Consider the following 26324-nt stretch of genomic DNA (forward strand, 5'->3'; position numbering starts at 1 on the left):
AATCATGAAAAGATGTTTTGTAAAAGAGAGCCCTCAGGAGTTCAGACGCAGGGTGAAAAGTTTGTTGACTAGCCCATGGATAAGAAAAAATGGTGAAGCTATTTTATTGCTTGATAAAATGATCTTTTATCTGTTAAGCAGGTATCATGATGGCCGGTATAAAGGAAAGATCAAGCTGGTGGAAAAGCTTATGGTGGATCAAATTCCTGTTCCTACTGTTGATGGCGACACGGTATATATGGCAGATCCCGGTTTTTATCTGAAAGATACCGTGCATGTCAGGTCTTTTCCAAGAAGTTATGCAAATGGTGTTGTTCAAATAACAAAAGGGGGAGGGATCAGGGCTTCTAAAAGTGTTATGGGTTGGCAATATTCTAAATCAAAAATATCGGGTAACAGTAATACTGATACAGCTTTCTTGCAAATTGCTTTTAAGCGTGGAAGTCAAGGTATAATGGGAGGCGTTTCGAAGGGACAAGTCGAAAGAGATATGGATATGGTTGCAAGTTTAGAGCATGCAATGAAAAATAAAGAAGGGAGAGTAAAAGCCCTGGACAGAATATATGGCGTTAATGATAGGATCCTTTTGCATGATGTAAAATCCCATGAAGTAGAAAGGATCCCAATTACATTGGAGATAAAAGGTGATTTGGAAGACAGCCTAGATACTAAGTTTATAAAGAATACTCTTCTTTCTATAAGAGACATATTAGCTGACGGAAAAATTATAGAGATTAGAGAGAAAGACGATGGTGTTAAAGAATATACTGTTTTAGCAAATGCAAGAAAAATGATGGACTTTTTGGAATTGCATGAAGAAGGGAAAGAACCTGCAAATGTTTTTGTTGAGACTTATCTATTAAAAGATCCGGATAATAGACCGATGTCAAATGTCAGAATATCAGAATTGATGGGCTTGTTACAAACAAAAGATCCATATGATTTGTTTAAAAATTTATCTCCTTTTGCAGGCTATTATGATTATAGCATGAAATTTAAAGGATTAAGCGAAAAGGAGTTATTGCCGAAAGATACTAATAATTTAAAGGATATTTTGAGTTTTTATTTTGAAGCTTTTGACAAACAGGGAAGAGTTGTGTCGTGGGAGATGGTTCTAACCAATATATTTCAGGGGTTTGCGGCCAGCGTGGGATCTATGACAGATCTTGTACACAATGAGTTGCGCGGAGTGTTGCATAGCGGAAATCCAAATATCAACTGGTCTCAATATTCACACCATAATTTAAGTCTTTCTACTTGTTTTGATGTTGATATTTTAGTATTTAACTCGACAGGTTTCATAAGAGATGAACGGGCAATCGACATAAAAGAGGCTAAGGATGTAATTAAAACAGTTGCTCATCTCTTTGGTTTAAACGGTCAAATATGCAAAAGATACGGTTATGATGTCTTTGATGAGTATATGACCGCGCGGGACAAACCCCGATTAGGATAATCGGGGTTAATAAACGGGTTTTATTTTTGGTTCTTTTCCAAAAACGGATTTAAAAACTTCAGTATATGAATCTTTTCCGCAGATTGTAATCATTGATATTGGCATTGCTTTTTTGGCAAGAAAAACCATTTTATTTGTGATTGAGTGAATGTCCCATTGGGCATGTTTATCTTCTCTTAAACGGCTTATATGATAAAGTTCTCTTGCGTTGCATTTAAATAGAACCCTTTTTCGATGGGCATTTGTCAAAATATAAGGAGCTGCTAACGATTTTTTTCTGTAAATTTTTTCATATGCTTTTTCTGTTTCCACGGCAATATTTACAAATTCTTTTTCAAGCCCTTTTTCTTTTATGGTTTTTGGAACTGTTATTCCGAGTTTTGGATTATACGGTTGAGCAGTTGTTGTTGCCATCCTGTGTCTTTTTAATTGTCCAAAACAAGCCGAAGATATAATAAGTTCAAAAGTTAAATCCGAAAATTCAAATTCTCTGATGGTTGAATCAAAAAATTCTAAATTTTTAAGGGAGATTTTTATGAGTTCCAATTGTTTTTTATGGCTTAATTTTTTAATTTCTTTTAGACAAGTATTAAAATCTAAATCTGTTGAAATATGTAAGAGGGAGGCTAAAATAATATTGTCGGCTTCTTTATCAAAATTAATTAAGGAGACTTCTTCTGTATTGTTATTATTTTTATTCTTTACATTATTTTTTGCCCAGTCTTGAAGCGCAGGATAAGTATCGCGGTCAAGAGGCGTAGCCTGCGTGAACAAAATTATAGAAGGGGCGATTTTTTCGACAAGGCGAAACATCTCTTTACCGATCTGTCTGACTTCTGCTAAGGAAGAAGAAGCAAACCTCCTGAACAAAAGCTCAAGATTTCTTGCGTTTACGGTCATTCCGACCTGACCTAAAGTTGCAAGGGATGTAATATATCGGGCATCTTCGGGCGGGACATCTATTGCGACAGCTGACTGATATGCTTTATTTTGTGCCTTTAGGGTTTCGACAAAAAGATTTTCCATTCTTACCGATTTTATTTCTTCGGGGATTAAAAAATTGTCTTCAAGTTTTTGGTATCTTTGTGATTTTTCCGTATATGAGCAGAGGCGGAATTTTTCGATTTCTTCCATGGCAAGACGGGAGACATCTATCAGGTCAAAGTTAAATACCGCGTGTTCGGCAACGGAGTGATGCCCCATTTTAAAGATAATATTCTGGTTGGATTTGCGCGCTTTTTCCACTTCTTCCCGCGCCGCTTTGCGTAAGGAGTCGATAGGGCGGGGATCGCGGCTTATGCGAGCATAGGAAGCGGACAATACTTCAGGCGTTACATCTGTTCTGTTTGTTTTGCCTTTTTTTAAAGCTTCAATCACTTCGTTATCTAAATTATAACCTGCCAATAATATTTTCAAAAAACTTTCTCCAAATCACCCTCTCCCTGAGGGAGAGGGTTTAATTACTATAAGTTATTAAAACAACTGAGATTGGGTGAGGGATTGCTCATCTCCAATCGTTGTTTCTCTACCGTGACCCGGATAAACTTTAACATTTTCAGGAAGTTTTAGCAATTTTTTTAGCGATTTTTCCATCTCTTTTTGAGAGCTTCCGGGGAGGTCTGTTCTGCCATATGTCCCATAAAAAAGCGTGTCACCGCTGAACAAGAGTTTTTCTTTTTCGTTGTATAGGCATATGGATCCCGAACTGTGGCCTGGGGTATGGATTACAACAAACTTTTCATTTCCGACTGTTATAACATCCCCATCTTTGAGCAAACGGTTCGCTTTCATTTTGTTGGTAAAGGCCATCATAGTTTCATCTTTTTCGTGGATTAAGACAGGAGCTTTTGTTTTGGCTTGCAGGAGAAAGGCTTCTGTAACATGGTCAAAATGCCCATGGGTTAAAACAATCGCATTGACGGTTGTGTCTTTTAAAAGGGGAAGTATCTGATCAATATCAAACCCGGGATCAATGACAAGTGCTTCGTTGTTGTCGCTTATGATATAACAATTTGTCTGAATAGGCCCTATTTTTATAGTTTTAAAATCCATGTTAAAGGATATTATAACATTGCGTAATATGAATTAATGATAAAATTTTTGATATTTTGCAAGCTTGCTTAGTAATTTTATTTATTATATGATAATTAATTATTGGAGGAAATAAAATATGGTTCAAAAAATTAAAGAAAAAAATATGCTCAAAATACCTGACTTGATTCTTGACAGAGTTGGCCTGCATAAAGGTGATTATGTAGAAGTAACCGATGACGGATATAAAATAATAATTACACCAAAAACTAAAGAAGAAACCTTTAACGATGAAGAGTTTAAAAAACTAGAAAAATTAGCCGATAACAAGAAAAATAAATCTTTTAAAGATGGGAATGAATTGTTGCTTCATTTGGAAAAGATTTCAAAAAAATGATATTTCTTACAACGGCTCTTTTTGAACGGCTCTTTAAAAAGCTTGATTTTTATAAGCAAGAAGAAGTTAAAAGAGCTGTTTCAGAATTAGTTGCATTTTTTGATTCAGGGATAAAGACTGAAGGATTAGGTTTAAAACAATTAAGAAAAACCATTTGGGAAATAAGAGCCTCAATAAAAGATAGAATTTTATTTTCTCTCGTTGATGGAAAAACAACACTATTGATAATTGGAAATCATGATGACATTAGAAAGTTTTTAAAGAATCTTTGAAAAAATTCTGTTAGATTAATCATTTTCATTAAAATTCTGTTATATTTACCCACTCAAAACTGCGAAGAGCCATTTATTTAGCATTCTTATTTATAATAACCTCAATCTGTTGAGAGGTTACAAGTCCTGCAGTTTCTAGCAAGATTAAATTGTTATTATACCTAGTTTGATTATCACCAGATAGTTCTATTAACCGATCTCCACTGGTAACAAGTCTATACAACGAATATCCAATCTCTTCTCTAATCTGTTGAGTGGAAGAGGAGTCGGCAAGAGGAGAAGGGTGCCGTTGCCATTTGGTTATTACATCTTCTGGCACAACTGCAGAAATGACGGTTTGATGTATGTCTGCCAATCCTATCAAAAGACGAGGAGGTTCTTCTGCGCAATCGCTATGAACCCAAAGCGCATCGAAAAAAGAATCGCTACAAACATTGCCATAAATTGGGAATGTAGTGCTGGGAAGAAATAATAAGCCTGAATCTTTATTAAAAGTAATTTCTGGGAATTTATTAAAAATGACACCATTATCGCTCATACCAAATTCAATGACTTTAACTTTTCCCTGTGCCGCAAGAGGAAGAGACAAAATTGAATATGCCAGATATCTTAATATTATATCATTAATGTTAGAGAATCTTTCGGGTATTTCAATTCCTGTATCTCTTTTAAAATCTTGCATAGAATATCCACTGCTATCGGTTGAAGAAGAACAGCCACTGAAAGAATTTGTTGGTTGTGTAAGATTGGGAGTTACCGGCAAATTATACTTAAATGAAGAAGGGCTTGTTTCTCCCCATTCATTTGTATCCAAGCGAGTGCTATCAACAACAATAGTTGACGGCGTTGATTTTGCATTTCTTCCATTATCTTCAACTCTTACAGGATAATTCTTGTTTATTTTAACAGTCACGCTCCCATTTTCAATGAAAAAAGGGTAACTATTCCGATCCTCGCTGACTATTATCTTGATTGCTGGATAACTCTCAAAACTTAAACCTGCCTCACTATGATTGAATCTTACGACAAAATCTCCACTTCCTGTTTGCTTATCAATAAAAGGATTATTTTCCCCGAAAGAGAGAGTTAGCTCTTCTGCTAAATTTGCCGAAACATAAATTTTTCGATCTTTTATGTTAATAGACAAATACGGATCATCAGTTGTATGTTTATTGCCATCAAAATATAATCTTAACTTTAAAGGTTTTTTATTAGTTACATAAGGAGCATATGGATATTGCACGCTTAATGAAATTCCGCCTATTGTAAAATTGCTTTTACTGTTTATATTTAAGTTAACATACCATCCGCCATCTTCCAGTAAAATAGTGCCATCTGTTATCTGTTCTTCTGTACAGCCATTTTCCAAAAGAAATTCTATTACTTCAATTTTTATTAAATCATCCACTTCAGTGCAATTTTTTAACGCGGACAAGCACCTTGTCAGTGAAAGAACAGATTCAACTTCCCCGCCATAATATTCCATTGCATCTGCAACAATTTGAGCCTCTTCGGGAGAAAGGTTATCGTCTCCATCTAAATTTGCGGCCTCAATAAATGCCCCATCAATCTTCTCTTGATCCGCTGGAAATTTTTCTGATGCTTCATTATATATATTCTTTGCATCCTCTTCTACTATCTTTGCCTGACAACTACTCCCATTCCTCCTACACATATTTCCTAAAGCATAAATTGTCATATCACTCATTTTTTATCTGCCTCCGTTATTTATTTAAAAACCTTTTTTATGCACACAACTTCTTCGGAGGTTAAAACTGGAAATTTCACCCCGATTATTCATACCGTAAGTAATGTTTGATAATTTGTTAGTTATTGATTCTGGTGTGAATAATCGGGGTTCAATTTATTTTTTTAGGGGGGGGGTAAAAAATATTCGCTTAATTTTAAGTTGTGAAAATGATAAGATTGAATTCTATTATGCTTGATGATTTAAAAAAAGAGATTCAGGAGTTAAGTGCCCGTATTGATAAAATAAAAGAGTTTTTGCAAGTTGACACCAAGCAAATCCGTATAAGTGAGTTGCAAAAAGAGACTCAATCGGATAATTTGTGGTCTAATCCCGACAAGGCAAAAAAAACGCTTCAAGAGATGAAGTCTCTTGAAAAAGAGACCAAAAGTTATAATGATCTTCGCGATAATTTTGATGATATAAAAGTTTTAACTGAGCTTGCTTCCGGCGATAAGGAAGAGGCTGAGATTAGGAAAGAATTTGAAAACATAAAAAAAGAGATTGCCTCGCTTGAAATTACGGCATTGCTTTCTGGCGCTTATGACCAAAACAATGCAATTCTAACTATAGCTTCGGGAGCAGGAGGAACTGATGCTCAGGATTGGGCAGAAATATTATTTCGCATGTATACCCGTTGGTCGGAATCTAAAGGATATTCTGTTGAACTTGCCGATATGTCTTATGGGGAGGAGGCTGGAATTAAGGGCGCTACTCTTATAATATCCGGATTATATGCCTATGGATATTTAAAGGCGGAAACAGGCGTTCATAGATTGGTTAGAATATCACCTTTTTCGTCAGAAGGGAAAAGACATACCTCGTTTGCCTCAGTTGAAGTGGCGCCTGAAGTTGCGGAGGATATAAAGGTTGATATAAATCCAGGCGATTTGAGGGTTGATACTTTTAGGGCGTCCGGACCCGGAGGCCAAAATGTAAATAAAGTATCTTCTGCTATTAGAATCACACATATTCCAACCGGTATAGTTGTCCAATCCCAGCAACAGCGTTCTCAGCACCAGAATCGTGAGTATGCCATGAGAATTTTAAAGGCGAAATTGTATGAAATGATGCTAAAGGAACATAAAGATAAAATTGAAGAATTAAAAGGTGAAAGAAAAGCAATAGAATGGGGACACCAAATCCGTTCTTATGTTTTTCAACCGTATACAATGGTTAAAGACCATAGAACGGGAGTTGAAATAGGTAATGTCCAATCTGTTATTGATGGTGAGATAGATAGTTTAATTGAGGCTGCACTAAAGATGAAAATATAGTATACTTTTAATTTGTCTGTTGCAGGGGGTTGTTTTTTTATATGTTTAAAAAAGTGTTGATTGCAAATCGCGGAGAAATAGCTGTTCGTATAATAAGAGCTTTAAAAGAAATGGATATAGAGTCTGTTGCGGTTTACTCTGAAGCAGATAAAGATTCCCTTCATATTAAACTTGCTGATGAATCATATTGTATCGGGCCTGCTTCTCCGACGCAAAGTTATTTAAACATTGCAAGTATTATTGCAGTTGCCGAGCTTTCGGGCGCGGAGGCAATCCATCCCGGATATGGATTTTTAGCTGAGAACGGTAAATTTACAGATGTTTGTACGGAACATAAGATTAAGTTTATCGGGCCAGCTAAAGAAGCAATGGAAAAAATGGGAGATAAAAGCACGGCAAAAATGACTGTGCAAAAAGCTGGCGTTCCTGTTGTTCCAGGTTCTGACGGAAATGTTTCTGACGAAAAGGAATTGGTAAAAATAGCTTCAAAAATTGGTTATCCTGTTTTAATTAAAGCGACAGCTGGAGGCGGAGGAAAGGGGATGAGAGTTGTTCATTCGGAAGGTGAGCTATTGCATGCGTTTAAAATGGCAAGAGCCGAAGCTGGCGCTGCTTTTGGAAATCCTGAGGTTTATATTGAAAAGTACATTGGAGAACCCCGCCATATAGAAGTTCAAATACTTGCGGATGAATATGGCAATGTGATTCATTTAGGAGAACGTGACTGTTCAATTCAAAGACGACATCAAAAGCTTATTGAGGAGGCTTTGTCTCCTGTTGTGGACAATAAGTTGCGGGAGAAACTAGGGAATGCTGCAGTAAAAGCTGCAAAAGCCGTGAATTATTCAAGCGCCGGGACGATAGAGTTTATATTTGATTGTGATGGGAAGTTTTACTTTATGGAGATGAACACTCGTATTCAGGTTGAACATCCTGTTACTGAAATGATTACTAACATTGATATTATAAAAGAGCAGATAAGCATTGCTGCGGGAGAAAAGCTTTCTTTAAGACAAAAAGACGTTCAATTTTATGGCCATGCAATAGAATGTCGGATAAATGCTGAAGATCCTGCTAAGAATTTTAGGCCATCCCCAGGAGAAATTACTAGTTATCTTCCTCCGGGAGGGCCTGGAGTAAGAGTTGATAGCCATGCTTACTCAGGGTATAAAATTTCTCCTTATTATGATTCGCTTTTAGCAAAATTATTAGTTTGGGGCAAAGATAGGAATGAAGCTATTGTTCGCATGAAGAGAGCTTTGGATGAATTTGTAGTTGACGGAATTAAAACTACAATTCCTTTTCATTTGGAAGTTATGAATAGTAAAGCTTTTAGATCTGGTCATTTTTCTACGCATTTTGTTGAGCATCATTTTTTAAAGGAATAACATGGGAAAAAGAACCACCGGCAGACGGCTTGCGATGCAAGCTTTATATGAAGCTGATTTTGGTTTGGCAAAAGTTTTAGAAATTATAGAGAGGCTTTCTAAAGAAGAGAATATGATAGAAGAGAGTTTGTCTTTTGCTAAACATCTTGCTTGCGGCGCTTTTGATAAAAAAGACGAGATAGATTCTATTATAAAAAAACACTCCAAAGATTGGCCGATTGAAAGAATGAGCGGAGTTGACAGGAATATACTTAGAGTGGCTTTATATGAATTGATTTTTACGAAAACTCCTCCTCAAGTTGTAATAAATGAGGCGCTTGAACTTGCCAAGAAATATTCTTCTTTTGAAGCTGCCAAATTTATTAACGGGATTTTAGGCGGGTATATTAAGGCTTGCTGATTTGTAACTTGTCAGTTTTTTGAAATAGTTACGAACTTTTCTGATGACAACAAAACCGTTTACCCCGATTATGGGATTGTTGCGAAAGCCTTAAAATTACGCATGGTTCGACAAGCTCACCATGACGGGCTTGTTGCATAATAGCGGTTTTTGCAATTTGTCATCCCCGCGAAAGCGGGGATCCATCTTGTTTTCTGAGAAATAGATTCCCGTTTTCACGGGAATGACCATTATGCAACAGACCCATGACACAATTATATATTTTGTAACAGTCCCATTATCATAATCGGGGTTTATTTGGAACGTTTGGGAGAACTGAAGATTTACACTGAGTTGCTTTGATTTTTTACGTATTTTATAGTAAAATATATATTAATAATGTTTACTGGGATTGTTGAAGAAATAGGGATTATCACTTCTTTTCTGAATAATGGACAAAGCGGCGTTATTACCATTTCAATTAAAAAAAATTTCAAAGATTTGTCTGTTGGTGATAGTATAGCTGTTAATGGAGTTTGTTTGACCATTATAGATATTTCTCGCAATACTTTTACCGCAACAGTTTCAAAAGAGACACTTAAGACCACAAATTTTTCTCGTTGTAAAGTAGGCCAGAAGGTTAATCTGGAGAGGGCGCTATCTTTTAATGGGAGACTTTCCGGCCACATTGTTTTAGGGCATGTTGATGGGATTGTCAAAATAGTTGAAAAAAGGGTTAATGAAAAAGGATATGAACTTTTCTTCCATTTGCCAAAAGGTCTGGAACAATATGTTGTTTTGAAAGGATCTGTGACGTTGGATGGAGTCAGCTTGACTGTTGCTAATTTATATAAAGATGGTTTTTCTGTTTTTTTAATTCCTCATTCAGCTCAAAATACTAATCTTGTTGGGCGGCAGATAGGCGATGAGGTTAACATTGAAGTTGATATCATTGCAAAATATCTAGAAGGATTGCTTAAAGGAACGCCAGTAACTTCTACTGAACAGGTTTTTATTGATTCGGGCATTCTTCCTATGGGAATTGTTGACAATTAAAAATGTCTATGCGGCCGGAAATAGTTATGAAATTTAATAAAATAGAAGAAGCTTTAGAAGATATCAGAAACGGCAAGTTTGTTATAGTTGTTGATGACAAGGATCGTGAAAATGAAGGCGATTTGGTGATGGCTGCCGAAAAGATAACCCCGTCTGCTGTTAATTTTATGATAACTTTTGGCCGTGGATTGGTTTGTGTCCCATTGACGGGTGAACGTATCGATGAATTAAAACTTCAGCCTATGACTCCTTCCAATAAAGAGAAAATGAAGACCGCTTTTACTGTTTCGGTTGATGCGGCTCATTTGTTTGGAGTAACAACCGGTATTTCATCTTCAGATAGGGCAAAAACCATTGAAATATTGATTAATTTAAAATCAAAAGAGGATGATTTGGTAAGTCCCGGGCATGTTTTTCCTCTTCGTGCGGTTAGGGGTGGGGTGTTAAAACGAGCCGGACACACAGAAGCTGCTGTTGATTTAGCATCTCTTTCTGGACTACAAGCCGCAGGGGTTATATGTGAAATCATAAAAGATGATGGAAAAATGGCCAGAGTAAAAGATCTGTTTAAATTTGCAAAAAAACATGAATTAAAAATTGTGACGATTGCGGATCTTATTAAGTATAGAATAAAAAGAGAAAAACTGGTGAAAAAAATTGCAACGGCGAAATTGCCTACAAAATATGGTACGTTTACCTTAGTAGATTATCTTGATCTTGTTTCAGGCGATCATCATTTAGCTATAGTCAAAGGCAAAGTTTCCGGAGTGACAGATGTTTTAGTCAGGGTTCATTCAGAATGTTTAACAGGAGATGTCTTTGGTTCATGCAGATGTGATTGCGGGGATCAATTAATCGAGGCTTTAAAGAAAATAGAATTTACAGGGCTTGGTGTGGTATTGTACATGAAACAGGAGGGGCGGGGGATCGGCCTATCCAATAAAATCAGGGCTTATGAACTACAAGATAGAGGATATGATACCGTTGAAGCCAATGAAAAATTAGGATTTCCTCCTGATTTAAGAGATTATGGGGTAGGCGCTCAGATATTAAGAGATTTAGGGCTTACTACAGTTAGATTGATGACGAATAATCCTAAGAAGGTGGTCGGACTTGAAGGATATGGTTTGAAGATTGTAAAGAGAATTCCTTTACAGGTTAAGCCCAATAAGTATAATTTGCATTATTTAAGAACCAAATCAAAAAAACTTGGGCATATTTTAGGAGGAGTGATTAAAGATGATTAAAATAGTGGAAGCTAATCTTGATGCGTCGGAAGGAAAATTTGGTATAGTGGTTTCTAGGTTTAATGACATGGTTTCCAAAGGGTTGCTAAATGGGGCGTTAGATTGTTTAAAAAGGCATGGAGCAAAGGATACTTCGATGACAGTTGTCTGGTGCCCTGGATCTTTTGAAGTACCGCTTGTTGCAAAGAGACTCGCTGAATCTAAAAAATATGATGCTATAATTTGTCTTGGGGCTGTTATTCGTGGTGCGACATCCCATTTTGAATATGTGGCGTCAGAAGTAGCAAAAGGAATTGCCAACGTTTCTTTGGACATGGGAATTCCTATTATTTTTGGTATACTTACAACTGACACATTGGAACAAGCGCTAGAACGTGCGGGTGCAAAACCAGGAAATAAAGGATTTACGGCTGCGCTTTCGGCTATTGAAATGGTAAACCTTGGAAAAGAATTTTAAGAAAGGGGCGATATTGTGACTCGAGTTGTACTAAAAAATGTGACCAAAAAATTTAAAGACGATGTTGTAGCGGTTAAAAATATTAATTTGGAGATTACAGATAAGGAATTTATGGTGTTTGTTGGTCCTTCCGGTTGCGGGAAAACAACTACTCTTAGAATGATTGCAGGGTTGGAAGAAATTACAGAAGGCGATATTTATATTGGCGATAGACGTGTTAATGATGTTCCTCCAAAAGATAGGAACATTGCAATGGTTTTTCAATCTTATGCGTTATATCCTCACATGTCAGTTTATGATAATATGGCTTTTGGCCTAAAACTTAGAAAAATTTCAAAGAGTGAGATTGATAAAAGAGTCGCAGAGGCTGCGGAAATTTTGGGTTTGACAGATTTTTTAACCAGATTACCAAAACAATTATCCGGAGGACAGAGGCAGCGGGTTGCATTAGGGCGTGCGATTGTCAGACAGCCTTTAGTTTTTTTGATGGATGAACCTTTGTCCAACCTTGATGCCAAGCTTCGCGTGCAAATGAGGGCTGAACTTCAAAAACTTCATCAAAAACTTAATGCTACAGTGATTTATGTTACCCATGATCAGGTTGAGGCTATGACTTTGGGACAGAGAATTTCTGTTATTTTAAACGGAGAATTGCAGCAGGTGGCTCCTCCTATAGAGGTGTTTGAAAAACCTACTAATAGATTCGTTGCAGGTTTTATAGGATCTCCACCAATGAATTTTGTAAAAGGTGTTTTAAGAAAAAAAGGGAAGATATATAGTTTTGAAGCCAGCAGTTTTAAAATTGATTTTACAGAAGATTTGGGGTACGGTGAATATCTTGAGGGCTATGAAGATAAAAATATGCTTTTTGGAATTAGACCTTCTGATATATGGGATGTTCCTTCTTCCGCATGGATAGATCGAAAATTTACAATTGATGCAAAGGTTGATTTTAGAGAACTTATGGGGTCTGAAACTTATGTTTATTTGAAAGTAGGAGATATTCCACTTGTTTCCAGGGTTGGAGTAATGACAGATACTCCTCCTGGCAGTAAGTTTACTGTTGTTTTTAATTTACGCAAAATTCATCTATTTGATGTAGAAACACAAAAATCGGTAATCTAAGATGAATAAAGGATCGGTTAATACAGAAGAAAAGGAAGAGTCTTTTTCCAAAATAATTCCTTCTTGTGATGTCACTTCAGAGCCTTTAGAGACTTTAATTCCAATTAATTTATTGAGAGAAACATTGCCCTTGAATTGTTTGTCTGAATTAGAAGTGGTAAGACATTTTACAAAATTATCACAAAAAAACTTTTCGGTAGACACTCATTTTTATCCTCTTGGTTCTTGTACCATGAAACACAACCCGAAAGTTAATGAAGAGATAGCTGCGATGCCCGGCTTTACAAATCTTCATCCAATGCAAGATGAATCGGAAATCCAGGGGACTCTCGAGTTGCTTTATAATTTGGAACAATATCTTTGTGCCATTTTTGGTTTTAAAGCCTTTACTCTTCAGCCTGCTGCGGGGGCTCATGGTGAGTTGACCGCTCTTTTAATGATGAAGGCTTATTTTATGGACAACAGACCGTCGGATACCGACTCTGTTAGAAATAAAATTGTAATACCTGATTCTTCGCATGGGACCAATCCTGCGTCGGCATCGATGGTTGGGTTTGAAACTATAGTTGTTTCGTCTGATTCCCATGGAAATATTGATGTTGAGGCCTTAAAAAAAATAGCAGGGGAAGATACTGCGGGACTTATGCTTACTAATCCAAACACGCTTGGCCTGTTTGATGAACATATTCTGAAAGTTGTTGAGCTTATTCATTCTGTAGGAGGTCTTGTTTACTATGACGGGGCAAATGCGAATGCAAATCTTGGTATTTGTCGTCCTGCGGATTTGGGATTTGATGTGGCTCATTTTAATATGCACAAGACTTTTTCAACCCCGCATGGTGGAGGGGGGCCCGGGGCTGGGCCTGTTGGGGTAAATGAAAAACTTGAACCATATTTGCCAGGACCTAGAATTATTAAAAAGGATACGGGGTATGGGATATTGGATAAGGGAGAAAAGAGTATAGGTCGAGTGCATTCGTTTTACGGAAATGTTAATGTTTTGGTAAAAGCTTACAGCTATATAAGAAATCTTGGAGCTTTTGGTTTGAGGAGAGTTTCTGAAAAAGCGGTAGAAAATGCTAATTATATGATGAATCGGTTAAAAGAGTATTATTTTTTGCCTTATGATAGAGTTTGCCAGCATGAATTTGTGATTTCCGCAAAATGGCAGAAAGAAAAATATGGAGTTAAAGCTCTTGATATTGCAAAACGGTTAATTGATTATGGTTTTCATCCGCCTACAATTTATTTCCCACTTATTGTTTCTGAGGCATTAATGATTGAACCTACAGAAAGCGAGTCAAAAGAGACTCTGGATGCATTTTGTGATGTTATGATTAAAATTGCCAAAGAATGTGAATATAATCCTGAGATTGTAATGTCAGCTCCTCATGTTACTCCTGTTCGCCGTCTTAATGAAACAAGAGCTGCGAGGGAGCCCATATTGAGGGATTATTGTTGCTAAAGAATGAATGGTTTAGCTTTTTGTTATGTTTTATTCTACTCCGTTAATTTTAGTATGAAAAAATTCAGTCTTTTTATTGATAAAAACAAATCAGGTTCTTTTCACATGCAACGCGATCTTTCCCTTTTTCAAAAATGTGAAGCCAAGGATGATTTGTATGTAATTTGTATTTACTCTTTTTATCCTCCTTGTATATCGCTTGGTTATTCTCAAAAAGAAGAAAAAGAAATTGATATGCAAAAAGCAAAATCTTTGGGGTGGGAGGTTGTAAAAAGGCCGACAGGCGGGGGAATTGTTTTTCATAATACAGCGGAAATTACATATTCTTTAATTATGCCAGCTGAAAATCCAATTTTACCGAAAGGGCTTATATCGTCTTATCTTTTTATATCAGAGGCGGTTGTCATTGCTTTGAAGAGTATTGGGATTAAAGCGGATATCAAACAACAGACACCAGACCATCGACAACAAATCACAAACCGCCGACAACCTGGTTTATGTTTTTCTTATCCTGCTGAACATGAAATTGTAGTTGAGGGCAAAAAAGTTGTGGGGAGCGCTCAGAAACGAGGGAAAAATGCAATACTTCAACAGGGTTCTATTTTTGTCAGGAAATCTGATGAAAGGATTTTTTCAGTTTTAAAAAGGCCATTTAAACGCTATAATGCTATTAGTGTTGAAGAAGTTTTAGGGCGGGAAGTTGTCTTTGATGAGATTAAATACGCTTTAACACAAGGGTTTAAAGAAAGGCTGGGAATATCTTTAAAATGACAAATTACGTCCCGAACGAATCGAGACGAATAAAATCCAAATTTCGAATTATTTTGATTTCTGGATTTTGGGTTTTATTTGGATTTTGGGTTTTGTCATTTGGATTTCCTTGCGAGGCTGCAACATCAATTGATCCATCCCTAAAATGGAAAACTTTGGAGACCCTTCATTTTAAAATAAATTATTATGATAAATTGGAACCTATAGCATATAAACTTGCTTCAATTGCGGAAGAAGTTCATTTAAGGTTATCTCCTCTGTTTAGGCATACTCCTGATCTTAAAACAGATGTTGTCCTTTTGGATAATACTGACTATACAAACGGTTTTACTACGGTTTTGCCAAACCCATTGATTTATATTTTTGTGGCTAATATGGATTCTAATGCGCAACCTTTTTCTTATGATGATTGGTTGCATTTTGTTTTTGTCCATGAATATACTCATTTGCTTCATTTGGATACGGTTGAAGGGAGCACTGTCCTTTTTAAAATGCTTTTGGGGCGGTCTTTTTTTCCTAACTTTCTAAATCCTTTATTTATTATAGAAGGGATAGCGGTATATGAAGAGACGAAATTTTCTAAAGGCGGAAGGCTTGATGACCCAAGATGGCAAGCGTGCCTTAGAATGGAAGCTTTGTCTAAAGATATGAAGAGTATACAGCAAGCTTCCGTTTCAACAGTAAGATGGCCGATGGGAAATGTCGCTTATTTGTACGGAAGCAGTTTTATACAATATTTAGCTAATACTTATGGAGAAGAGAAAATATATCGTTTAAGCCAGGAATACGGTGATTATGTCCTTTCTTATGGTATTGATATGGCATTTTCTAATATTTTTGGCAAAACTTTGTGGGTTCTTTGGAAAGATTGGGAAGAGGATCTTATAAAAAAATCGGAAGAAAAAAAGAAAAACATAGAAAAAGAAACCGTAACTTCTCCGAAAATTTTAACACATACCGGATATTTTAAAGCCAAACCCGTATGGAGGAGCAATTCTTCAAAAATATATTATACCAGCGCTGACATGGATGATTCCTCACGGATTAAGTGTATTGATGTAAAAACAGGCGAAGAAAATAAAATCTTGGAAGGGATACTTTATGACGATTCTATGACTATTAACGGTGATATTTTATATTTTACAAAAGGGGATATATATAAAAATTATTATTATTTTAAAGATATTTATAGTTTAAACCTAAAAACAGGTTCGCAGAAAAGGCTAACAGAAGGGGCGCGAGCATCTGATCCTGCAATTTCTCCTGACGGGGAAAAAATTGTTTTTGTAAGAAATAATCTTGGAACGAAAAGCTTGTGGATTATGAATAGTGATGGTTCAGGGCAAAGAAAATTTACGGCATCAAACGAGGAAGAGCAGTATTTATCTCCTAAATTTTCTCCCGATGGGGAAAAAATTGCTGTTGCAAAATGGGTAAAAGGTAAGCAGAAAATAGTTTTTGTTGATGTTAATACAGGCATTGAAAAGTTAATGACCACTAAAAAACTTTCAATAGAAGGCAATCCATCTTTTAGTCCTGACGGGAAATATCTCTTGTTTGAATCGGACGCAAGCAGTGTTCCCAATATATATGCTTTTAATCTGAAAACCTCCGAAATTTATAAGATAACAAATGTTTTAGGAATGGCTGGAATGCCAAATGTTTCTTCTGACGTCAAAAAAATAGCGTATATTAATTATACGGAGAAAGGTTGTGACTTAGCTTTAATTGATTTTGACCCTTCTTCTTGGAAGAAAATAAATTTTGACAACAAGAAAGAAGAATATAAATCAGTGATTGAAACAGATGAGGCAAGAGTAAAAGATGATGTTGTGTTAAAAAAATATGATTATAATCCATTGCCATCTTTTTTGCCTAAGTTTTGGTTTCCTTATTCTTATTCAGATGAGAATGGGGATCATATGCTGGCATATACTGCCGGAATTGATGTTTTAGGGCAACAGTATTCGGTTTTGCAATTTGGTTATGATTGGACAGCTCGAAGGCCTACATATTCTTTTATCTATAATAATGATCAGTTTTTGCCACAATTGACTTTTACGGCAGGGGATGTTGCTTATTCTTATTTGTGGGATTCTGATACAAAAACTTATTGGGAACGCGAGCAAAATTTGGGGGCTTATCTCTCTTTATACGACAATAGGTTTCTTTCTGAGTTTGACAGGCAATCGGTTTCCGTAGGCTATGAGTATAATAATTTGAGCAATATTTCTTCTTTAGAGGGTTTAAGTAATCAGCCAACGTTGGGAAAATTAGGAGGATATTTTGCTGCTTATCGGTATAACAGTTTAAGGAGCTTTGGTTATTCGGTTGCACCGGAGGGGGGGGTATCGTTATCCATTGCAACGAGGCTTTATTCCAAAGATGCTGGGTCCGACTATAATTTGACAAGTTATACTATTAGTGGATCAACTTATCATAAAATGTTTACTCCTCATCATGTTTTAGGATTAAGCGCGACAGGAAATATAAATTATGGTGACAGTTTTGTCCAGAGTGGATTTAGTTATAAAAATATTTCTGTAAGAGGTTATCCTTATAACTATATTTCCGGATCAAAATCGGCAAAAGGGTCAATCCAATATATTTTCCCTGTAGGTTATCCTGAAAATGGTTTTGGATATGGATATCTATTTTTGGACAGAATATACGGTAAGTTTTTTTATGATCAGGTGGGGGCGACATTTGGTTCTGCTTCTATTATTGACTGGAAGAGGACTATTGGCGCTGAACTTGGGTTGTCTACTATAAATGGGTGGGGGATGTTTCCTGTCTCTGTTAATATGGGCTATGCTAAGGGGTTGGATCAGGGGGGGGAAGATGAAATTTATTTTACATTTAGTATGTAAAGCATTTCTTACCTTGTCTTAAATGTTTATGTTAAAATTATTATATAGTGTTTGATCAAAAAAAAGAGGCTCTTTTTTATGAGAAATCAGACAATGAACCCCGATTATGGCATCGGGGTGAAAATGTTCATTGTTTTTTATGTCCCCGTGATTGCAGGATCAAAAATGGAAGTGTAGGGTATTGTGGTGTAAGGCAAAACATTGATGGAAAACTCTACTCATTGATTTACAATATTGTTTCTTCTATTGCAAATGACCCGATAGAGAAAAAGCCTCTTTATCATTTTCATCCAGGAACAAGGGTATTATCTGTTGGCACTTACGGTTGCAATATGAAATGTGGTCATTGCCAGAATTGGCAAATAGCACATGCTGACATTTCAAACGAAAAGTTGTCTTATCACAAAATAGCTCCTGAAGATTTAATTAAGCTTGCCAAAAAATATAATTCTTCCGGAATTGCATGGACTTATAATGAACCGACGATTTGGTTTGAATATGCTTTTGAAGGAGCGAAGCTTGCGAAAGTAAATAATCTTTATACCGTTTGGGTGACAAATGGTTATACCTCTATTCCTCCTCTTGAAATGATAGCCCCATATCTTGATGCTTATAGGGTTGATATAAAAGGGTTTACAGATGAAGCTTATATAAAATTGGCAAATGTTTATGATTTTACTCATATCCTTAAAGCTGCCAAAAAGGCAAAAGAGCTTGGGATACATGTTGAATGCGTTACAAATGTCATTCCAACGATTAATGATGATGAGAAACAATTAAAAGACATTGCGGAGTGGATAACAAAAGAACTGGGATCTGAGACTCCGTGGCATGTGACAAGATTTTTCCCGTATTTTGAGTTTTCTTATTTGGAACCGACACCTCTTGAGACGCTAAAAATGGCTGAAAAAATTGGGCATGATGCCGGCTTGAAATATGTTCATTTAGGAAATGCGCCTAAAAATATATAAACCCCGATTATGATAATTAATCGGGGTGAATAATTGGGGTTAACTCATTCTTCAACATTTGAAGAATGTGATCTGTTGCTTTCAGGTTGAAGCACACCGCCCGAAACAATATATTTAAACGCTGCGTCTGTTCTCATTTCAAGAAGGATTACTTCTTGCACTGGAACCATAATCAAAAATCCTGTTGCGGGGGTGGGGGTGTTAGGGATAAATATATTTATAAGCTTGTTTTTTGTTTTTTCTTCAATTTCATGCGCGGCATCGGAAGTTACAAAACCCATTGTATATATGCCTTTCCTGGGATATTCTATAAGGCAAGCCCTTCTAAATTCACTTTCACCTTTATGTATAAATAAGACATCATTTATCTGCTTTGCGGATGAATAGACGCTTTTTACAATCGGAACTTTGCATAGAATTTGTTCTCCTATTTGGAATATTTTTGCTCCAAAGACATGCGTAGCGAAATAGCCGGTTATAAATATAAGTAATACGGTTACAATAAGCCCAAGTCCCGGATAATGCCTCCCTGCTATAGTTGTTATTATATTTCCTAAAATCCCATCTAAGAAATTAAACATGAACCACAATAACCAGATAGTTACTAAAAGAGGCAATAAAGTTATTAATCCCCTTAAAAAGTAATTACTTATTTTTGTCCACATAATGCCTCCTGTTAGAATATCAGAGTATCAGATAACCAGATTGTCAGATGAGCAAGATAGTTTTTAATTCGGTATCTGACGCTTTGATATTCTGATACTCTTAATTCTATCACTTGACAGTTATACTATCAACAAAATACAATACAACAATACAAATAGATAGAATTACAAAGGAGATATGATGCCGACATCAGCATATATATTAATAGAATGTATTCCTGGAAAATCAACTGATCTCAAGAAAATAATAGCTGCTTTGGAAGAAGTTAAAACTGTTCATTTGGTTACTGGTCCTTATGATTTAATAATTTTTGTTGAAGCCTCTGACCTTAAAACTATTGGCGAAAATGTGATTAAAAAAATCCAAAGTACCGGATTTGTTGTAAAAACTTTGACTTGTGTAACTGTTGACAGAGATTGACCCTTTTTTGGAGGAGAGCCTGTTCATGCTCTTAGACATACCTTTGCCAGCAGATTAGTTCAAAAGGGAGTAAATATTTATAATGTAAGTAAGCTACTCGGACATGTTTCAGTACAAACCACTCAAATCTACGCACATCTTGGACAAGATAACCTTCTAAATGCAGTAAATAAACTATAAAAATATCTTTTCTCACGGAACCGCCACGGAACCGAACCCCTAAAACCTATATTTCCTAATTCTTAACCTTCATTCTTATCCTTAAATTTTACGAAGTACTATAGGTTAGAAGGCTTGAAAATAAGGAGAAGGAGAAGGAGAAGGATTGAGGGTAAATTTTACTTCGTAAAATTTACTAGCGGGGGTAGGATTTGAACCTACGACCTCAAGGTTATGAGCCTGATAGCCCACTCACCTTACATTAACCTTCTTAACTACAAATTATCTTGTAACAGTCATAAAAACAAAGCTATAGCAACAAAAAGTGGAGATGCTACGGATAAAAAAGTGGTTTCTAAACTTTACGCATTTGTCCAGAAAAGCGTAAAGTTTTTATGATTTTTACTCATCTCACGGAACCGTGACGGAACCAAAATTCATAGCATCCTATATCTTGCACTTCTTCCCAATCCAATGCGTTCAATCCTTTTTAATTTGAGCAGTACTTCGAGCGTTTGCTTTACCGTTGGTCTTGCTACCTTAGTATTTTTTGCGACATTGCCCTAATTGGATGTTTTAACTATGTCCAATTATATCCAATTATAAATAGCTTGACATTATTTAATAATTTATGGTTTTTATTTTATTGACAAATAAAAAACATTATAATACCATACATGTAAACTGAAATTAAAAAAGGAGAGAACTATGAAAAAGATATGGAAAAAACCTGTTTTGACAATGTTCATAAGGGAGAATGCAGAAGAAAATGTTTTGGCTACTTGTAAGTGGGAGGCCGCTGGCCCTGATTCTGATAATGGGACTTGTCGTATATCTGGTTGCGGCGGGACTTGTTCAGATTTAAGCGCGAGTTAATGCGGATGTTTTTAAGGCTTTAGGATTTTCCATGTTTTAGAGCCTTTTTGTTTTTTATGTATTTATATGTTGCTGATTTGTTCTACGATTTTTCCGTTTTATCAAACAAGCTCTTTAGGAGCTAGCTTTTGACATTTGATTTTCTTTGCCACTGAGTTGTGTACTATTGCCACCAGTCTCTGTAATATGTATTTATCATGATAAAGATAATTTATGTTATACTTCTTAAAAAAAGGATTTAACCGGATGCAAAACTGGCTTTTCTACTTAAAACAGGGCCTTTCCCATAAAAAAACAAAAGATCAAATTTCTAGTAAGGTTTCAAAGCCAAAAATTGAGATTTTATTCCCTTTTTTTCTTAAGCATTGGACAAAAGCTGTTTTAGGTGTGATATTGGTTTTTCTGAGTTCATTTGCTCTTTATGGAATCCCTCTTGTTCAACGGTTTTTAATTGATACTGTAATTTTAGAAAAGAAGCTTAATTTGCTTTTATGGGTAGTGCTGCTTTTTGTTTTTCTTCAGTTGTTTAGTAAATTGACTGAAATGCTCCAGCAGTTTCATTTAAAACGTTTTGGGCAGAGTGTGATGTTTGACATTCAAACGGATTTGCTAAACAGGGTTTTTCATTTTCCAAAAGCCTTTTTTGATGATAAAGAGACCGGTTATTTGATGTCCAGGCTTAACAATGATGCAAATGAACTGCAGTGGTTTTTTTCCGGCACAATAATTTATATAATAACAAATATTATTCGTTTTTGTGTGGGCGTAGCATTGCTTTTTTATCTTGAATGGCGATTGGCTTTGGGGGTCTTGCTTGTTTTGCCTCTTTTTGGTTTTTGTATCTATTATTTTTCAAGTAAAGTTAAAGTTTTAAGCCATCATGGAATGGAGCAGGGGGCCAATGTTTTAAAACGGATGCAGGAAGCTCTTTCCTCTGTCTCGCTGCTAAAAGCTTTTGTTTCTGAAAAACAGGAAGTAAATCGAATAACAAAAGAGATAACAGAAAACTATAAAATTTCTTTGCAGCAGAGCGCTGTACAGTCTTTTGCTCAATTAATAATTGGGTCTTTGGGTGATATTTCTAAACTTATAATCCTTGTTGCCGGAATCCCTCTTGTTGTTCAGGGCAATTGGACGGCTGGATCTTTGTTTGCTTTTTTTACTTATTTAACTTATGTATACAATCCTGTCCAGTTCTTAGCAAATACAAATTTTATTATGCAAAGCTCTTTGGCTGCGCTGGAAAGAGTCTCTGCTTTTTATGATATTCTGCCCGAAGAACATGGAAAAGGAATTACTGCTGAAAAATTAAAAGGAGAAATAATTTTTCGCGATGTCTCTTTTTCTTATAATGGGGAAGATTTGATATTGCAAAATATTTCTTTTACTATTTTTCCTCATGAGCATGTTGCTATTATTGGCCCAAGCGGAGTTGGGAAGACAACTCTTATCAGCTTATTGCTTGATTTTTATAGGCCTACAAACGGAGAGATATTTTTTGACGGCGTGCCTGCTCAAAGTTATTCAGTTGATTCATTGCGCCGTCACATTGGTTATGTATCTCAAAATACGCGTCTTATTTCGGGGACAATAATGGATAACATGCTTTATGGTAATCCTGGGGTGCTAAAGGAAGATGTTGAAAAAGCGGCACAAATTGCCGATATCCATAATTTTATAACAACTCTTCCTAAAGGATATTTTACATTGTTGGGTGAAAATGGAGTCAACTTGTCCGAAGGGCAGAGGCAGCGACTTTCGATTGCGCGTGCTTTAATAAAAGATCCTGATATTTTAATCTTGGATGAACCGACATCTTCTTTGGATGAAGAAACGGAAAAGTCGATTTTTGATATACTCCCAAAAGCGATACGAAATAAAACCATGATTTTTGTGACTCATAGAAAATCGACAATAAAAGCGGCGGACAGGATTATAAAATTAGATGTTAACTGATTTAGAAAAAATTAAAAATCTTCATAAAGAGCTAAAACTATCCGGCATGCCCAAAAATGCTTTATTAAACGCGCCTGATGGATTATTGGACTATTTTATTCAGGTTATGAGAGATGAAAAAGAAGTTGTTCTCCCTATATATTCCTATGATGATTGGCAAAGTTTTATTAAGCTTTTAGCGCTTCATGGAGTATTGCCGCTATTTTATTGGCATATAAAGTTACTTCCAAAAAAATTACATCCTCCGGAAAAGATTTTTTCTTATTTAAAGAATGTTTTTTTGTTGAGTTCTGCCCGGTCGCTTAAAACAGATTCTCAGCTTGCGCTTATTTTAGAGGCTTTTGAAAAAGAAAAGATTGAATATCTGGTTTTGAAAGGGAAAGCTTACGAAAAAATGATTTATCCCAATTCCGCCATTCGTCCAAGCAACGATATTGATATATTGATTCTTCCGAATCAGGTAAAAAGGGGGGAAGAAATTTTATTGGCATTGAAATATGAATGTAAAAATCATATTTTTGATAATCTTAAAGAGGTTTTTATTGAAGAAGTGTTTATCGATAAAAATAATAAAAAGGCTGTTATCGATTTACACTGGTCTTTACATGGTTTTTTGGGGATGAATAATCCTGATAATGATATGAAGGCTATTTTTGATAGAAAAATAGAAGTAAAGGGGCAACTCTTAAGCTTTAAAACTCTTGATTTGATAGATTCATTAATACATGCTGCAATTCATGCGAGGATGATTCATGGCGAGGAGATGAGGCTGATCTGGCTTTATGATATTAGTTTGCTCCTCCAAGAAATTATTGCGGAGAACAGAATAGATGAGCTTAAAGATAAAAGTGTTGCTTTTGGCGCGAGATTGGCGGTTGAATCTGCTGTGAAAATTTCACAATTATGGTCCGGTTTTAAAATTCCTATAGGGCTTTTTGGCTTTGATGAGTGGCCCAAGCCTACAAAACAGGAGATAAATGTTTGGGAAAATTTTAATCTAAGGAGCCGGTCAATTATTAGTTGGTATAATTCCAGATGGCCTAAAAATTTAAATTGGCGTAGGCAATTAAGATTGTTTTTTAATGTTTTGTTTAGTTATAAACGTAAGAATTTGTCAAAATTTTTTAGGAAAGAGATAATATGGGATGATAGAAAGCTAAAAATGTAAAATGTCAAAAGAATATTTTTTAAAAACAAAAAATAAAATACCCCGTTTACCGCTTGAAGCGTCTATCGATTTGACCTACCGATGCAATAACAATTGCAGGCACTGTTGGCTATGCATTCCTCCCGGAGCAGAAGAGAAAAAACAAGAGCTTTCTTTTGCTGAGATAAAAAATATTGTTGCTCAAGCAAAAAATCTAGGAACCAGGCGCTGGTCTATTTCGGGTGGTGAGCCGATGCTTCGGCCTGATTTTTCTGAAATTTTTGACTATATTACGAGCCATTCAATTTCTTATTCATTAAATACCAACGGAACTTTTATTACTCCTGCGATTGCAAAACTGATGAGGAAAAAAGGGATAAAAATGATAGCTCTTTACGGGGCAGATGCCAAAGTTCATGATCATGTGACCAGAAACGCGGGTTCTTTTGAGGCCGCAATGCGCGGCTTTGCTTATTTAAAAGAAGCGGGAGTGGGGTTTATCGTACAGCTTATTCCCATGAAAGATAATTATCATCAGTTTGATAAAATGGTTGAGTTGGCAAAGACTCTAAGCAAACATTACAGGATAGGGGCTCCATGGTTGTATTTATCATCATGTGGGGATTCCAAAATTAACAAAGAAATTCAAAGACAGCGGCTTTCACCTAAAGAAATAATAGAACTTGATAAACCGAATTTATCTTATGAAGAACATATGGAAAAAGAATCGTATTGCGGCCGGCATGAGATAGGGGACAAGGGCCTTTTTGCCTCGTGTATTGCTAATCGGATGAATTTTCATGTTGATCCGTATGGAAAAATGGCTTTTTGCTCTTTTATTAAAGATCCGGATTTGAGGTATGATTTAAGGAGTGGTAGCGTGGAGGAGGGATGGGAAACTTTTATCCCTTCTTTGGCGTCTAAGGTTGAGGGAACGCAGGAGTATTTTAATGGTTGCGGATCGTGCGAGGATCGTAAAAGCTGCAGGTGGTGTCCGGTTTATGGTTATCTGGAACACGGGGATTTTTCAAGAAAAGTAGAATATCTTTGTGCGGTTGCAAAGGAAAACAAAAAATATAAAGAGAATTGGAAGAAGCAGCACCGGACATTTTATCAGATTGGCGGAATTACCATTCAAATTGATTCTGATCTGGAGATAAAAGGGGATACTTTTCATAAAAAACTTGATCCGTTTAAAGTATCCGAGCCGGGAGAGGATACGATTTATCTTGAGCATCATTTTGCTTTGCCGGAAATTAAAAAAGAAGCGCTGGGAAAGAGATTTTATTTTAAAGCCCCCTGGTCTATTTATAAAAAAGGAGATTCCTGGATTTATTTGGGCATTTCTCCTGCTACAGGTGAAAAAAATTTACATAAAGTTGCGGTTTTCAACAAAGACCACTCCCGTGCCAGAATTTATCATAAAGATGATAGGGCTTTTTGCAAAGGAGAGATTTCCTCTCTTACTCTTTTCCCTACGGATCAGATTTTAATTGCCAGGCTTTTGGCTGATCGAGAGGGATGCTTTATGCATGCCTGTGGAATTGTTTTAGACGGCAAAGGGCTTTTATTTGTCGGTCATTCCGAAGCCGGCAAATCTACTACCAGCTTAATGATGAAGAAATATGGAGGACAAATCCTTTGCGATGACCGGATAATCATTCGCAAGCATTCTGATGGTTTCAAAATTTATGGGACATGGAGCCACGGGGATGTGCCGGATATTTCAGCAAGTTCCGCCCCTCTTAATGCTATTTTTCTTTTAGAGCAGAGCAAAAAAAATGAAATTACACTTTTAACGGATAAAAATGCAATTTTTAAAAAATTTGTAACTTGCCTAATTAAACCTTTTGAAACTGCCGATTGGTGGGAGAAGGAATTAACCTTGTTAGAGCAAATTGCTAAAAAAATTCCATGTTATAGAATGTTGTTTGATAAAAGCGGTAAAATTGTAGAACAAATTAAAAATATATAGTATTATTTCTTTATTATTTTATAGGAGGCATTTATGAAAAAGAAATGGGAAAAACCAATGTTGAATATTTTAGTAAGAGGTAAACCTGAGGAGAGTGTTTTGACAACGTGCAAGAGTGCAACCGCGTCAGGGCAGAGTGGGGCGTCTTATAACAACTGCGGCACACTTGGATGTGACGACTGTACGGTTGGCTCCTCGTCGTAGGGGATTCAGCCT

At 36.1% G+C, this 26324-nt stretch carries 22 protein-coding genes; 18 read left to right on the forward strand and 4 right to left on the reverse strand.

Annotation, left to right across the window (positions count from 1 at the left end; genetic code table 11):
* Window positions 1–4: 4 nt before the first annotated feature.
* On the forward strand, window positions 5–1456 hold the full coding sequence (locus A2290_09050) for a hypothetical protein (GenBank protein ID OGC15040.1): 1452 nt from the start codon (window positions 5–7) through the stop codon (window positions 1454–1456).
* A gap of 6 nt (window positions 1457–1462) precedes the next feature.
* On the opposite strand, the gene A2290_09055 is transcribed toward A2290_09050, so the two are convergent.
* Together A2290_09055 and A2290_09060 are read right to left on the reverse strand one after the other, a co-directional pair.
* Complete coding sequence (locus A2290_09055) at window positions 1463–2872, reverse strand: hypothetical protein (protein OGC15041.1); 1410 nt, start codon at window positions 2870–2872, stop codon at window positions 1463–1465.
* A 57-nt stretch (window positions 2873–2929) separates the two neighbouring features.
* Complete coding sequence (locus A2290_09060) at window positions 2930–3508, reverse strand: hypothetical protein (GenBank protein OGC15042.1); 579 nt, start codon at window positions 3506–3508, stop codon at window positions 2930–2932.
* A gap of 118 nt (window positions 3509–3626) precedes the next feature.
* On the opposite strand from A2290_09060, the gene A2290_09065 reads away from it, so the two are divergent.
* Window positions 3627–3884 carry a hypothetical protein gene (locus A2290_09065; GenBank protein OGC15043.1) on the forward strand — a complete coding sequence of 86 codons (258 nt, stop codon included), beginning with the start codon at window positions 3627–3629 and terminating at the stop codon, window positions 3882–3884.
* A complete protein-coding gene (locus tag A2290_09070; protein ID OGC15044.1) occupies window positions 3881–4156 on the forward strand; it encodes a hypothetical protein in 276 nt (91 codons plus the stop codon). The genes A2290_09065 and A2290_09070 overlap by 4 nt, the downstream gene beginning before the upstream one ends.
* 73 nt (window positions 4157–4229) lie before the next feature.
* Here the strand turns inward: A2290_09070 and A2290_09075 are convergent, their stop codons facing one another.
* Window positions 4230–5864, reverse strand: a complete 1635-nt coding sequence (locus A2290_09075) for a hypothetical protein (GenBank protein OGC15045.1) — start codon at window positions 5862–5864, stop codon at window positions 4230–4232.
* Between the two features lie 230 nt (window positions 5865–6094).
* On the opposite strand from A2290_09075, the gene A2290_09080 reads away from it, so the two are divergent.
* From A2290_09080 to A2290_09130, 11 genes are all read left to right on the forward strand, one after another.
* On the forward strand, window positions 6095–7180 hold the full coding sequence (locus A2290_09080; protein ID OGC15090.1) for a peptide chain release factor 2: 1086 nt from the start codon (window positions 6095–6097) through the stop codon (window positions 7178–7180).
* Between the two features lie 41 nt (window positions 7181–7221).
* On the forward strand, window positions 7222–8568 hold the full coding sequence (locus tag A2290_09085; GenBank protein ID OGC15046.1) for an acetyl-CoA carboxylase biotin carboxylase subunit: 1347 nt from the start codon (window positions 7222–7224) through the stop codon (window positions 8566–8568).
* 1 nt (window position 8569) lies between these two features.
* Entirely contained in the window at window positions 8570–8968 is a 399-nt protein-coding gene (locus A2290_09090) for a transcription antitermination factor NusB (protein OGC15047.1), read from the forward strand.
* Between the two features lie 378 nt (window positions 8969–9346).
* Window positions 9347–10003, forward strand: a complete 657-nt coding sequence (locus A2290_09095) for a riboflavin synthase subunit alpha (GenBank protein ID OGC15048.1) — start codon at window positions 9347–9349, stop codon at window positions 10001–10003.
* 26 nt (window positions 10004–10029) lie between these two features.
* Complete coding sequence (locus A2290_09100; GenBank protein ID OGC15092.1) at window positions 10030–11250, forward strand: bifunctional 3,4-dihydroxy-2-butanone 4-phosphate synthase/GTP cyclohydrolase II; 1221 nt, start codon at window positions 10030–10032, stop codon at window positions 11248–11250.
* The gene (locus tag A2290_09105) at window positions 11246–11707 is read left to right on the forward strand and encodes a 6,7-dimethyl-8-ribityllumazine synthase (GenBank protein ID OGC15091.1); all 462 of its coding nucleotides are present in this window, start codon (window positions 11246–11248) and stop codon (window positions 11705–11707) included. Before A2290_09100 ends, A2290_09105 begins: the two co-directional genes overlap by 5 nt.
* 15 nt (window positions 11708–11722) lie before the next feature.
* A complete protein-coding gene (locus A2290_09110; protein OGC15049.1) occupies window positions 11723–12832 on the forward strand; it encodes a glycerol-3-phosphate ABC transporter ATP-binding protein in 1110 nt (369 codons plus the stop codon).
* 1 nt (window position 12833) lies between these two features.
* Window positions 12834–14297: a glycine dehydrogenase (aminomethyl-transferring) gene (locus A2290_09115; GenBank protein ID OGC15050.1), complete on the forward strand. Its 1464-nt coding sequence runs from the start codon at window positions 12834–12836 to the stop codon at window positions 14295–14297.
* 3 nt (window positions 14298–14300) lie between these two features.
* Window positions 14301–15068 carry a hypothetical protein gene (locus tag A2290_09120; GenBank protein OGC15051.1) on the forward strand — a complete coding sequence of 256 codons (768 nt, stop codon included), beginning with the start codon at window positions 14301–14303 and terminating at the stop codon, window positions 15066–15068.
* Window positions 15065–17938: a hypothetical protein gene (locus tag A2290_09125; GenBank protein OGC15052.1), complete on the forward strand. Its 2874-nt coding sequence runs from the start codon at window positions 15065–15067 to the stop codon at window positions 17936–17938. Before A2290_09120 ends, A2290_09125 begins: the two co-directional genes overlap by 4 nt.
* Window positions 17939–17985: 47 nt before the next feature.
* Window positions 17986–18909, forward strand: a complete 924-nt coding sequence (locus A2290_09130) for an AmmeMemoRadiSam system radical SAM enzyme (GenBank protein ID OGC15053.1) — start codon at window positions 17986–17988, stop codon at window positions 18907–18909.
* Window positions 18910–18953: 44 nt separating this feature from the next.
* On the opposite strand, the gene A2290_09135 is transcribed toward A2290_09130, so the two are convergent.
* Window positions 18954–19574, reverse strand: a complete 621-nt coding sequence (locus A2290_09135; GenBank protein ID OGC15054.1) for a hypothetical protein — start codon at window positions 19572–19574, stop codon at window positions 18954–18956.
* 181 nt (window positions 19575–19755) lie between these two features.
* On the opposite strand from A2290_09135, the gene A2290_09140 reads away from it, so the two are divergent.
* From A2290_09140 to A2290_09155, 4 genes are all read left to right on the forward strand, one after another.
* Entirely contained in the window at window positions 19756–19995 is a 240-nt protein-coding gene (locus A2290_09140) for a hypothetical protein (GenBank protein OGC15055.1), read from the forward strand.
* Between the two features lie 1281 nt (window positions 19996–21276).
* Complete coding sequence (locus tag A2290_09145; protein ID OGC15056.1) at window positions 21277–22986, forward strand: hypothetical protein; 1710 nt, start codon at window positions 21277–21279, stop codon at window positions 22984–22986.
* The gene (locus tag A2290_09150) at window positions 22976–24154 is read left to right on the forward strand and encodes a hypothetical protein (GenBank protein ID OGC15057.1); all 1179 of its coding nucleotides are present in this window, start codon (window positions 22976–22978) and stop codon (window positions 24152–24154) included. Before A2290_09145 ends, A2290_09150 begins: the two co-directional genes overlap by 11 nt.
* 1 nt (window position 24155) lies before the next feature.
* A complete protein-coding gene (locus A2290_09155; GenBank protein OGC15058.1) occupies window positions 24156–26108 on the forward strand; it encodes a hypothetical protein in 1953 nt (650 codons plus the stop codon).
* Window positions 26109–26324: the final 216 nt, after the last annotated feature.

It is taken from the genome of candidate division WOR-1 bacterium RIFOXYB2_FULL_36_35, from assembly GCA_001771505.1.
Taxonomy (GTDB): Bacteria; Margulisbacteria; WOR-1; order XYC2-FULL-46-14; family XYC2-FULL-37-10; genus XYB2-FULL-36-35.